Genomic DNA, 12,852 nt, shown 5'->3' with positions numbered 1-12,852 from the left:
GGCGGACCAGAAGAACCCTATTTCAAGGCAACTGGAAATTTCGTATAGAACAGTGTATAAATTATGCCTCAAAACTAAAAGCGTAGTTTACTAACGCCGTTTTCCGGACATTTGTAAGAAAAACCTCCTCCTCATCGCCGTTTTTTAGTCCCTCCCCTTCCAGGTACTCCTTGAAACGATCCATGTAGTCGGCTCGTATGCCGAAGATGTTTAGGGTTTCCAGCCGGGTCAAGTGGTCAGCAATAGATGCCGGCCGGATACTGGCGTCAAGTTGGGTGCTTCGTTTGAGTGAAAACCCATATCCCTTTAAGCGTACCCCCCGGCCAAACAACTGAATGATTTCGGAGCCTTCACCCCGTCCAATGTTCAGCAAGCCCATTGTGCTGACCCGCCAGCTACTCCAGCCCTCCGAGAACTTCTTGGAGCCGATTAGCAGATTGACCGGCGAACCAGGCGCGTTGATGGACCGAAACAGTGAGGCCGAAAACTCCTTTTCGTCGGTCAGCAAGCCGACCTCTTCGCAGAGTTTGAGCAGGGCCGTATCGTCGCCGACGTTGATAACGCCGAAGTAATCGGCATTGCCCAGCCGCAGGCCAATTTCACCGTCCTGCCCTTTCAGGTTATCTATGTGCAGCAGGGCGTTGGCCGACGAACTGTTGAACACGTCGGTCAGCAATTGCGTAAACAATTGGTCACTACTGAACCCCTGCTGGCGAAGGTAACGGAAACTGTTACTGAAGATAGACCGGCCTGCCTTGTCGATCAGGCCATCCTGCCCGACCAGTAGCAGGTCAATATCGCGTCGGCTACGGTCGCCATGCTTCACAAAATCGGCCAGGAATAGCAGCACCTCCACCACATCTGATACCTTCCTGCCGCCGTCGGTACGAACCGCCGTTACTTTACTGCCCACAAAAATAGCTAAGGGCTTTTCGATGCCGAAGGCGGTGGCACCGGCCCGGTCATTGCGGTAGAGCAGCAACTGCTCAAAGAACGTGAGCAGGCAGGCGGTCAGGTAGCGCGTTGTGAAGTCGTTGGACTGGGTATTGGCGGGGCGGCCTTCCGCTAAGTTCAGAATGTGGTAATCTTTGCCGTATCCGTCGGCGTAAAAATACCGGTACGAGTAATCGAACAAGATGCTGCGGCCGTATTCGTTCAGCAGGTCACGCTGTTTTTTGCCCGTCTGGGCATTAACGGCCTGCCCAAAGGTGGCCGAGTACTCAAAGGAAAAGCCTTCGGCGCTCAGGCGGTTTCGGTAGTCTTTCCAGACTTCACCCCCACTGCCCCGGTGGCCTTCGTCAATCAAGACCAGGTTGTTGCCCTCAAACGCTTCAATGGCCACCGTCTTTTCGCCACCCGTTTCGCGAAACTTGCTGATGTCGATGATTTCAATCTTTTGCCCGACGTACAGCGCACCACCCGTTTTGGAAAACAGTTCGGCATCAAGCCCCGACTGCCCAAACTCAGCCAGGTGCTGCCGTGATAGCCCGTCGTTTGGGGTTAGCACGATAATCCGGTTCAAGCTTTTCTCTCTGCCATGCTTTTTCAAATAGTACTGATATTGCAGAATATTGACGTGCATCAGCAGGGTTTTGCCCGACCCGGTGGCATTCCAGAAAGCCAGTTTGGTTAGTTCGGATACGTCGGTGTATTTATTAACGCCTGTAGAGCGGTCGAATCGTTCTTCCCAAAACCGGTTGATGTCGGTCAGGAGCGCGTCGGCATCGCGGAAGTATCGGTCCAGAAAGATTTCGGTGAACAGCAGGGCCACGTACTGAAAATACTTCCAGCGCACCGGATGAGGACGCGACTGGCTGATACGCAGGGTGTGCGAGACAATGTTCTGATCGTACTCGAACAGCAGCGATTCGGGCAGGTTTGTGTTGGCGTAGAAGCGTTGCACCAACTGCCGGTGAAAATGGCTGACGTGGTTTTCGTCGTAGCCCTCGTAGGCTGCGTCGCGCAGGTTCTCGGACAGGGCTTGTAGGTCTTTGACACCGAATTGGTGCAGGATGTATTGGTTGAGCAGCAGAGCTTGCGAAAGGCGGGGCATTCTGTTAGTCAGTACGGGGTTGAGCCAACCCTTCCAGCCGCGTCAGCCACTCATTGAAATGAGGACATTCGCGTCGGAGAACGGGCAGGGTGATTTCTTTAAGAATTAAGATTCCGTCGGCCACTTTATCGTAACCGGGACAGAGCGACAAAATGCGCTTCGACGGAGCCGTTAACGGGCTATCGTTAATCTCTTCGGGGGTTTGATACCCTTGCCGTATTGCGGTTAAACTACCGGCTACCAGTTTAGGATGGTCGAGCTGAAGCCAGCTTTCGGTATGGGCCGGATCGGCGAACAGCAGGGCTTCAAACTCGTGCAGTTGCAGATACGGAATGAACCGGTGGTGATCAATACGTTCACCAAAGGCCTGTTCGAGCAGGGTGACACGCGCATACGGCCGCAGCAACCGGGCCTCCTCATAGGCTGGAAACCCGCTATCTAAGCCATACAGGTCAATCAGCGTGGTGTGCCAGGCGGTGGGATCTTCGCGAAGCCACTGTCGGATGTCGAACTCGGCTTTGCCAAAACTGGTGTAGCCTCCCCGGTGCCCTTTGCTGGTTCGCAGTCGGCGTACGTCGGCGTAGATGCCCAGCGGAAGCAAATGGGGACGCAGCAACTGATTGACAAACTGTTCTTCGGCATGGCCCTCGGCGGTGATGTTCAATCGAATCATGGGGTTCCGCCGATTACGTTTTTCTCCCACAAGTCGCCCAGGCTGTACTCGGTGAGCCAGGTGGCCAGTTCCTCGGTCTGTAGCCGGCGGAACGTGGAACTTCCGGGGCGGCCGTCCGCGTTTTCGCGGTCCACGACGATGATGTCGTCGGGCGAGAAGGCGTTGACCAGGTTGACGCTTTGCGTGGAGACGATGACCTGAGTACGCGATGCGGCTTTTTTGAGTAGCCCGGCCAGCAAGGCCAGGGCCGTGGGGTGCAGACCCAGTTCGGGTTCGTCGAGCAGGATCAGGCTGGGTAGATTGGGTTGCAGCAGCAACGTGGCCAGACAGATGAACCGCAACGATCCGTCGGACAGATCGCCCGCGTTGAAGCGCATATCTGAACCGGTATCCTGCCACTCTAGCAGAATTTTCTGTTCGTTGTACGGATTGGGACGCAGCGCAAAATCCTTGAAAAACGGCAGCACCAACTGAATCGTGCTGACGATGCGGTCGTAATGCAGGGGCGACTTTTGTTGCAAATAGTACAGGAAGGCCGCCAGGTTGCCGGCATCGGGCCGCAGGTACGTTACGTCATTGAGGTCGGCGAGCTTCTTGACCGGGGCCTCGGCGCTGGTATCGTGGAAGTGATAAACACGCCAGGAACTAAGCACGTTGACGACGTATTGACTAATACCCTGATTTGCTTTAGCGTATTGCTGAAGTTTTGATTCAGAGCTACCTGAGGTAATTGTTTTGTAGGAGTATGCATTAGCATACCAACTGGTATCGTAAAACGCCTTCTCATCTTCGATGAGTAATCTATCCTCCCCTGCCGGGATTAGCGTGATGTAATAATGATTGGGGGGGAAGTGAAGATTAATCTTAATTTCTTTGGTTTCCTTACTTCCGTAGTGCAACAATTTCTCTGCCCCGTTTTTTACACCTGTGTAAACCTGCAAACGTTGATTGATAATCTCATTTAAAAATCGGAATAACTCGATGAAGTTCGACTTGCCCGCGCCATTTTGTCCAATCAGAACATTTAAGCTGCTGACAGATAGTTTGAGATCCCTGATTGATCGGAACCCGCTAACTTCGATCGATCTTAAAAGGTGCTGCTTGTCCATACTCAAAGTTACGTTTTCTTACCCTACCCCATTCGTTTGCTGAATTCCTCCTCAATGAGTGTAACCTTCCATGTCTCGTCGTCGCGCCGGAGATTCTCCAGGTGGTTGTCGCCGTTGACGTAGATGCGGTCGAACTCGCGGTCGCGTGGGTTATAGCCGCTTTTTTGCAGCCATTCGTTCAGGGCCGCATTATCGACCTCGTCCTGGTTGCGCCAGATGATCAGCGTCTTTACTCCGCCGAGCGTTTGCCCCGTAACAACGCGGATGTGTGGCCCGCTGGTATACTGGCCCTCGACGACTAAGCCGATGAGGTAGTTGAAGGTTTCGACCAGATCGACGCGGGTGGGGGTACGTTCGTTCTGCCGAGTTACGTCGATGTAGCAGGCGAAGGGGTTTCGGAAGCGAGCCACATCAAACAGCGACGACCGGCTTTCCACATCGAGCATATAGCGGAGCAAATACCCTTCGCGGAACTGGGCCGAACCACCGAGTGCCAGTTCCTGTTGAGCAGTGCGGGCCAGGCTAAGGTTGTTGAGCGTGTCTTCGTAGCTTTCGAGCCGCAGGTATTTGAAGCAGTGGCTGATGCCCTGCCTGCCAAGAGGCTTGCCGTCGCGCCAGTCTTTCGAGTAAATGACTTTCTGGATACGCGGCTTCGTGACGGTATCGAAATACTCGCCCATCTCGACCAGAATATATTTACGCTTGCCCTCATCTTCGCGGTTTAAGTTGATAACCGCGTGCCCTGTTGTACCCGAACCGGCGAAATAGTCAAGGATTATTGATTCTTTACCAACCCCAGAAACTTTCAACGAATCACTTACGGCATGAACCGATTTTGGGAAACTAAACGCCTGCTTATCGCCAAAAATATCTGTTATAGCTGCAGTTCCGTTATCACGTGCTGAATAAAGCGGGTTATCCCACCATGTTCGAGGCAGTATGCCACTTAAATTTATACGTTTCTTTTTATAAACTTCATACGAATCACCCTGCAATTTAACTTTGAATTCTGTTAGATCAGCACGTACTCTATCAACTCCATACTGCCAAACTTTCTGATTACCAGAACTATTAATTGGATAAATTGGTATCTCTGACTCTGTAACCTGTTCATTAATGACCCATGAATTTTGCAAGTCTGACCAGCGCATATCAGGAACCCGAATAGCTTCTGTGTTCTTATTGAAATAAATTGGAAAGAACTGTTTAGGCCGATCATATCTATTTGAATCAGCGCTACTTTTTCTGAAGTTCTCCCATTCAAACGGGACACCGTTCTGGTCCACTTCATCATACCGCTCTATCTGCTGTTCTGAGTGTGGTAAGCGACCGACTTCAGTTAACTTATCTGATTTTGCGAAAAAAGCTGCATACTCATGATTCACAGCAAACCCCTTTACAGTGGAGCGCCCCGAAGGATTATTTCTAATGAGAGCAGTTGCCAAGTAATTTTCTTCCCCAAACACTTCTCCCAACATGTACTGAAGCCGATGATACTCGTAATCATCAATTGTTATACAAAAAATTGCTTGCTCACTCATCAAGTGCTTAGACTGTTCCACTCTGTCGACAATCATTGACAACCACGACGAATGTTTAAACTCGTTTTTGTACATTATTTCGCTCGCTGCAGCATTATATGGTGGATCAACATATACGCATCTTATCTGTTCGTAATAGCGCTCCTGTAGGAAACGTAATGCTTGAAAGTTTTCAGAATTTATAATCAACCCATCTATATGTTTTTCAAAATCGGTTATTTCTACAATGAGTTTTGACTTGAACTCCTCCGTAAAGAAGCCCGTATCAAGTACAAGATATTGATGCTGTTTTAGAAAGTCTATAGTTAGAGGACGACTGTAACCCACACCAACCACAACATCTGGAGGTAGTTCATCAATGGCAAACAAACGTACCCACTCGTCGGCCTGCGCTTCGTTCTGCGCTATTTCGTCATAGAACGATTCAGGTACTCGGTCGAGCGTGATGCAGTATTGACTGTCTACTACCAGCTTCTTTTTCAGCCACAGCCGCTTCTGAAAGTCTTCTAACTGGGCCAGAAACTGAATGATCTTCTCGCCAATCTGCCGCAAGGCCCGCACCTTGGCCAACTGCGCTAACACCTGCCGGTCGTCCACGGTGTCGAGGTCGTCCAGAAACAACACCTCGTTTTTGATGTAGAAGTCCAGTTCCCGGCGCAGAAAACCGCCGAGGTCTTTGTGGATGAAGTAGTCGAAGGTATTGCGGGCCGTATAGTCGCGCAGGTGCTTCTCTAGCAGGGTCCGGTTCTTGTTCTTTTCGGTTGGGCTAAGGGCCAGTAAGGAAAGAAAATCGGCCGGAATCAGCGGCTTCAGTTGGTCGGCGGCTTCGGTCAGCAGCTCGTCTTGTTTGCGTTTCTTGTCGGTCGGTTCGTAGGTAAAATAGATGTGCAGCGTATCGCCGATTACTTCGAGTGGCCGGTCGTGGCAGAGGGCAAACCGGCGTTCTTTGTCGCCCTGAGCCTTGTTGTTGTTCTGCTCGGTACTGGCCTCCAGCAGGTCGAACGATACGTGGTGGGTGTCGTCGAGCCGAAACCGGTAGTGTTTCAGGTACTCGGCGGTTTTGATGTAGTACTGATCGGCGTTGGCCCAATGCAGCTTCACTTCCTCGCCCTCGTAGGGAATGGCGTACACATCGCGCTTGTACCGGCGCATGGAAATGAAATCGCCGTTGTCGAAGTACCGTTTGAAGAATTGGGCCAGTCCCGAAAACACGTCGTTTTCCAGCGCCGTCAGGTCGGGAATATCGGCCAGTTGCGCCCGTAGTTCCTTCACTTTCGGCACCGCGTCCGGCTCCATGCCGAGTGCCTGCGCCTGCTTCACAGCATCGTCAAGTCCTTTTTCGAGGGCCTTGCGGTCGCCGGAGCCGTTTTGGGCCAGAATCGTTTTTACCTGGGGTACTAAGTCCTGCTGAAGAAACTGCGTAATATCGGCGCGTTTCTGGTTCATGATCCGATAGATGCCAAAGTCGAGTTCGGCCTTATCGAGCATGAATACTTCCTTCAGAACAGCAATTAGTTTATCGTAATTGGTAGTCATTGTTCAAATGATAGCTGACAGTCACAACTGCCGAAGCGTCGGGCCGACGTTTCGCCGGGCCGGCGATGCGTAACAAATCGGCAAAAGTGCTAAAAAAAGATTAACAAAGCGTCCAGCGGACCGTAAAGAGTCGGGTGCTGGTAAGCTGATTTTTCATCCGGTATTCAATCTGGCTAATCAGGGCGTCGCGCTGCTGCTCAATCTCGTCTTCAACGCTAAAAATCTGCTGCCGCAATTTCTTCTGGGTGCCTGTCAGTTGGTTTAGTTCTTTCTGGATGGCCAGTTGCTCGGCTGGGTTGGTGGTTTTGCGGCTCAGGCGGTTCAGGTCCCCAATGCGGGCTTTCACGTCGCGGATATCCTGCTCGGCGGAGCGGATGCGGTCGTCGGCCCATTTGTTCAGTTTCTGCGTTTCCTGTAGCAGCCAGCCTGCGTTTTTGGCTTCGCACCGCTCCACCCACTCCCGTTGGCTGCTCGTTTCCAGATCGGCCAGTGTTTCAGCCGCTTCGTCGGGCACCACGGTGGGTAGGGCCGTGGCTGGCAAGGTCAGCAGCCGGGCGCACAGGTCGGCATCGAGCACCTGACCCTCTTCGGCAAAGGCCGTCAGCAAGATGTTTTCCTGCGTCTCGAACGAGTCAAACGTCAGCACGGTAGCCGCCAGCCAGCCCGATTGTCCCAGCAGCGGTTCAAGCGCACTAATCTTGACGGATGTTTGCGAATAGTTGAAGGTCAGGTGCTGCGTAGGCGCGTTGGTTTGGCGGCCCTGCTGCAACACCCACTGCGTCAGCGGATGGCCTGTTCGGTACACGTGCGCGTCCGTCACGTTCTTACCAAGCTGGTAGCGGCCCAGCGGGGTGCCGCCCAGCGGTTCGTCGGTATGGCCAATAGGCCGACGCCGTAAGGTAAACGAACAGGTATCGGGGTCAAAGTCAGCATGGTCGCGCAGTACGTACCGGGTCAGGTCATACAGGTTATTCTCGTAGCGATTCAGCCGGGCTTTGCTGTCGAGCAAGCTCATGCGGAGCTTTTCGGTTACCTCCTGATCAAAGTTTTCCAGCAGTTTGTGTTTGGTCTGTTGCAGTTCGGTTCTTATCTGATCGTCAAGTTCCCGCTGAAGGGCATCGAACGATGTCTGAATCTGTTCGGGTGTCCGGCACTCCTGGTAGATTTGAGCAATGCGCTTCTCGAAATCAATACCGCTCTCAATACTACCCAGCACCTCGTCCGACGCACCAAATACCCCGCTGAACAGTTTGAACTTCTGATCGAGCAGTTCATAGATCCGCACGTCGGCCGCGTTGGCTTTGTTAAGGAAGTTAACGACAACTACATCGTGCTTCTGTCCGTAGCGGTGGCACCGGCCAATCCGCTGCTCGATGCGCTGTGGGTTCCAGGGCATATCGTAGTTGACGACTAATGAACAGAACTGAAGGTTGATGCCCTCAGCCGCAGCTTCAGTCGCAATCATGATGGTTGCTTGCTCGCGGAAACAGTCCACGAGCGCGGCCCGCATATCGGCCGTTTTCGAGCCGGTAATCCCGTCCGTCCCTTCGTGTCGTTTCAGCCAGTTCCGGTAAATCCGCTGTGACTGGGCATCGGCATTGGAGCCGTTAAACATAATGACAGTGGGGGCGTCGGGTGTGCCGGCATAGCCCCGGCTTTCGAGCAGGGTTTTGAGATAAAGCTGGGTGCGGGTGCTTTCGGTAAAGATGATGGCCTTACGCGGTGCCGTGGTGCCGTTGGTTTCCCGCCGGGTGGCTTCCTCAAACCCTTTTTCGAGAGCGAGTATCAGCTTTTCCCCTTTTGAGTTGGCTTCAATGGATTTAGCCAGGGCTTCAAACGCTCGTAACGCGGTTAGTTCGGCCTGTACTTCTTCGCGTTGGGCCGGGGTAAGGGGTTCCTGCGGTTCCGGGTCTTCGTCGTCCCACTCTTCTTTGGTTTCGTGATAGGGTTCGTAGTCTTCAGCCACCGCCAATTCCGGCAGTTCGGCATCCGCTTTCAGGCGCTGCTCCAGCCGGTCGGCCAACCCGCCGAGTGTACCCGAAATGGCAAAGCTCGACGACGCCAGCAGCTTGCGCAGAATCAACGTCATCAGTTGCCGCTGACTCGGTGGCAGGGCGTAGAGCATGGGCCGCTGCAAATAGCCCGTTACCGCGTCGTATAATCTTTGTTCAGCGTCAGTCGGATAAAACTCTTCTACCAGCGCTCGGCGCTCGGTGTAGTTGATGTATTCAAGTACCTGCCGACGCAGCGTCCGTTTGCAGATGGGTTGCAGTCGTTGTTTCAGTTCATTGAATACAGCCGGGTCGGTGTCGTCGCGAACCTTGCCGTACTGTTCTCGAAAACTCTTTACGTCGCCAAACGTGTAATCGTCAATGATACTAACGAGCCCGAACAATTCCATCAGCGAGTTTTGCAGGGGTGTGGCCGTCAGTAGCACTTTTGGAATGTCGTTCAAGGCTTCCTTAATAGCCTTACCGATTTTATTGCCTGACTTATAGACGTTCCGCAGCCGGTGGGCTTCGTCAATAACAGCCAGATCCCAGTTGATGCTTTCCAGGTAGGCGGACTTGCTACGGGCAAACTGGTAGGAGCAAATAACGATGGTATCCTGATCGAAGGGATTGAATCGCCGGGCTTTGACGGCTTCGTTAAATGACTTTGTTTCCAAAATGATGGAAGGCAGGTAAAACTTGTCCATCAGTTCCTGACTCCACTGCTTACGCAGATTCGCCGGCACAACAATGATGATCTGGCGTTTGCGTTCGGCCCATTTCTGAGCAATCACCAAACCCGCTTCGATGGTTTTACCCAGTCCTACCTCGTCGGCCAGAATCGCCCCTTTTGACAGCGGAGACCGAAAGGCAAAGAGCGCGGCTTCAACCTGATGTGGATTCAGATCGACCCGGGCATCGGCTAGGGTTGCCGCTAGTTTGTCGATCTCATCAGATGAATTATGCTTGGTAAGGTCGAACGCTAAATAACGGGCTAAGTGTGGTGTAATGGACATTGATGAGTGCAGACAAAGGCTACAGATGTACTATTTTTTTAAAGATAAAACTACACCAGAATTCACGATCGCTTACTTATTCCAGCAGTGGTTTTTTATTGCTGGTTAGGTCGCCACCCCTGCGGGGCCGCGACAAGAAAGCGGTCGCGCCAGGCCGAAAAGGCCCCGCACGGATGCTTGTTTTTATCGAATTGAAGGGAAGAAAAAGTTGATCTATATTGTAATATCAGTATTTTGATATTGTATAATATCAAAATACTGATTAAATTCGTAAAGTAATCACTTGATAAACAGCTATACTATGAGTGCGAAAGCCGACGCAAAATTTGATGTGTACGAGTTCATCAACGAGCAGGTTATTAAACAACTCGAAAAGGGCGTCTTGCCCTGGCGCAAGCCGTGGAAAGTAGCCATTGTCGAGGGGATGGAATACAGTGTGCCACACAACTATGCAACCAAGCGGCCTTATACAGGAGTTAACGCCTTTTTGCTCGCTCTTACGCCTTACAGAACCCCTATGTTTTTAACATTCAATCAGGTTAAGGAGAAGGGCGGTATGGTGAAGCAGGGAGCAGCCAGTTTACCTATCGTATTTTGGAAGCCGATCAAAGTTAAAAACGATATGGGTGGAGAGGAGGACAAATTAGTGCTGCGCTATTACCGGGTTTTTAACATTGAGGACACTACATTACCTGTCGAAATCAGAGAGCCTAAGCAGCAGCCTGAGCCGGTCGTTATCGAAGCCTGTCAACGTGTCGTTGAGCAGATGCCCAACCGCCCCCGGCTCGTTCACAATGACCCTTCACGCTGCTACTACGCACCGTCGTTAGACGTTGTGAACATGGCGCCAGCGCAAAACTTCAAAAAGGCAGAGGACTATTACAGTGTTCTGTTCCATGAACTTGTACACGCTACCGGGCATAGCAGCCGATTGAACCGTGCCGAACTTTGCGAAATGGCTCCTTTTGGCTCACAAACGTATAGCAAGGAGGAACTAACCGCCGAAATGGGAGCCGCGTATCTCTGTGGTGTAACCGGTATCAGTGCTCTTACTCTCGACAATAGCGCAGCATACATAAACGGATGGCTGAGCAAGCTGCGGAGTGATAAGCGATTCTTCTTTGAGGCTGCTCAGAAGGCGCAGAAGGCAGCACATTTTATTCAGAACCTTCTCATCACTTACGAGTCGGAAAACATTCCTGAATAATACCTCTACCCTCTACTGTCTGCCTTTTGTAGGCAGTAGGGGCTGTTTCTTTATCATGATGGAACAATACACCCACGCCAGCCCACAAAACTAAAGGCCGGTGTGGTGCATCGACAGAAATGGGTCGGATAAACTGGGTTGATTTCGGTCGCCCTACTGGACGCATGTACCACCTAATGAATTTGAAAAAATGATTTGAATAGCTGAAGAGACTGATAACTGTTAAAATTATAGCATATCGCAAGATTGGTATTGTAATCTTGTGGTATGCTATAATTACTGATGTCATCTTATATAATAGATTATGTACCGTTAATCTCTAAAAAATGCCTATAAACGAAGTTTAACACGGTTTTTACGCAACATTGGGCCTTCTTTGCAGCACCGTTACCTTTTACTTTACTCCTAATGCCAACGGATGCGCCACCTGCCAAGCGTAAACTGATCGACTTTGTCAACTCGTATAAACACTTGCTGACCTGCGTAGATACGTACCTACAGCAGGATTTGAACCATCCGGAAGTAGCCGCTTTTCTGGGAATCAGCCTGACAAACTATTATACGAAACGGCGGGGTGAATTACGATTTACCTATAACGATGTGCAAAAGATACTGGAGCGGTATGGCACCCCGGAAGAAATAGCTCAGTATAAAACATTTATTGAAGTTCGGGACAATATATTCAACTGTCTGCGCGAGTCACCTATTTCGTTAGCCCAATACCGGCGTATTCTGGGGCTGCAACATTATCGGGAATTGGCCCGCCGACGTGACCATCCTGATTCATGGAAGGTCGAAGATTTGGAAACTGTAGGACTCTATATGGAGTCGTTAGCCTACTGCATACCCTGACCGACTGATATCAGACCTATCCTGTTTACTCACTTTTTCTATCTACGTTTTTAGTTTAATTTTGTTAGTCTATTTATTCGGTAGAAACAGTTGTAATGTGCCCTGATTTGGCGATAGTAATGTGCCCTGATTTGGCGATAGCAAGATAGGACATAACAACTCGCTGAATTAGAGATAATTGCGATGTAAATATGTACTTGAAAGTGTACAGCATATTTTCAATATGTTGCAAATCAGGACGTTCTGATTTGTAATCTGTACACTTCATTGTGTAAGTATTTGATTTTGAGATGGAGCGTGAGACAGTGAAAATTGATGCGGACGTAGCCCAACGTGCTCGTGAACAAGTGAAGAAAATCAACCAACGGCTTGCCCGAAAGAAAGGCGCATCAAAACCATCTAAAGTGACCCTCGGTGAGTTCCTTAGTAAAGCCATTGACCATTACATTGAGCTTGGTTACGACCCCTCCCGCGACGAAGACAATAACCCGTTGAAGGAAACCGTTGTGCGGACTACCGACCGGATTATCACCTACCTGCAAAGCCACGAAAAGTGGTACATGGAACCCGTGAAGCAGCACCTTCAGCGGGTTGATGCACGCTTAGAACAGCAGGATACTTTTGGTCCCAGTGGATCAGCGGAGTCAACGGCTGATCTTCAATTTATTAAAGAGATGAGTCTGTTTTCTTACCTGACCAGCGACCTCGTCCTGAATTTGCTATTTCACCAATACCGTGACAACCCTGACGCGCTTGCTGAAATTCAGGAGTGGGCAGGCCAACGCTACAAAGCTCGCTATGATGAGCTTATGGAGAAATACGAGTAAGGTTGAGATATTGTTATTGTAAAATATAGAAATACTGAAATTTTGCA

8 protein-coding genes are annotated in these 12,852 nt (G+C 50.8%); 3 read left to right on the top strand and 5 right to left on the bottom strand.

Translation table 11 applies throughout. The features are described 5' to 3' along the window. Nucleotides 1-61: 61 nt before the first annotated feature. The 5 genes from F5984_RS25625 to F5984_RS25605 form a co-directional block, all read right to left on the bottom strand. Nucleotides 62-2,053 (bottom strand): DEAD/DEAH box helicase family protein, encoded by a 1,992-nt coding sequence (locus tag F5984_RS25625; protein ID WP_246169392.1) that lies wholly within the window; start codon nt 2,051-2,053, stop codon nt 62-64. A 4-nt stretch (nt 2,054-2,057) separates the two neighbouring features. Beyond that, the gene (locus F5984_RS25620) at nt 2,058-2,726 is read right to left on the bottom strand and encodes a DUF4276 family protein (protein ID WP_152127123.1); all 669 of its coding nucleotides are present in this window, start codon (nt 2,724-2,726) and stop codon (nt 2,058-2,060) included. After that, nucleotides 2,723-3,835 (bottom strand): AAA family ATPase, encoded by a 1,113-nt coding sequence (locus F5984_RS25615; RefSeq protein ID WP_152127121.1) that lies wholly within the window; start codon nt 3,833-3,835, stop codon nt 2,723-2,725. The genes F5984_RS25620 and F5984_RS25615 overlap by 4 nt, the downstream gene beginning before the upstream one ends. A 23-nt stretch (nt 3,836-3,858) precedes the next feature. Next, the gene (locus F5984_RS25610) at nt 3,859-6,912 is read right to left on the bottom strand and encodes a site-specific DNA-methyltransferase (RefSeq protein ID WP_152127119.1); all 3,054 of its coding nucleotides are present in this window, start codon (nt 6,910-6,912) and stop codon (nt 3,859-3,861) included. 100 nt (nt 6,913-7,012) lie between these two features. After that, nucleotides 7,013-9,919 (bottom strand): SNF2-related protein, encoded by a 2,907-nt coding sequence (locus F5984_RS25605; RefSeq protein ID WP_152127117.1) that lies wholly within the window; start codon nt 9,917-9,919, stop codon nt 7,013-7,015. Nucleotides 9,920-10,220: 301 nt separating this feature from the next. On the opposite strand from F5984_RS25605, the gene F5984_RS25600 reads away from it, so the two are divergent. The 3 genes from F5984_RS25600 to F5984_RS25590 all read left to right on the top strand — a co-directional run bounded on the left by F5984_RS25600 (nt 10,221) and on the right by F5984_RS25590 (nt 12,805). Then, entirely contained in the window at nt 10,221-11,126 is a 906-nt protein-coding gene (locus F5984_RS25600) for an ArdC family protein (protein WP_152127115.1), read from the top strand. Between the two features lie 408 nt (nt 11,127-11,534). Continuing rightward, nucleotides 11,535-11,978 (top strand): hypothetical protein, encoded by a 444-nt coding sequence (locus F5984_RS25595; protein WP_027303347.1) that lies wholly within the window; start codon nt 11,535-11,537, stop codon nt 11,976-11,978. 290 nt (nt 11,979-12,268) lie between these two features. Further along, complete coding sequence (locus F5984_RS25590) at nt 12,269-12,805, top strand: hypothetical protein (protein WP_152127113.1); 537 nt, start codon at nt 12,269-12,271, stop codon at nt 12,803-12,805. Nucleotides 12,806-12,852: the final 47 nt, after the last annotated feature.

This window comes from Rudanella paleaurantiibacter, assembly GCF_009184635.1.
GTDB lineage: Bacteria > Bacteroidota > Bacteroidia > Cytophagales > Spirosomataceae > Rudanella > Rudanella paleaurantiibacter.
The sequence above is the reverse complement of the archived record's forward strand: the minus strand, read 5'-3'. Positions and strand labels throughout refer to the sequence as shown.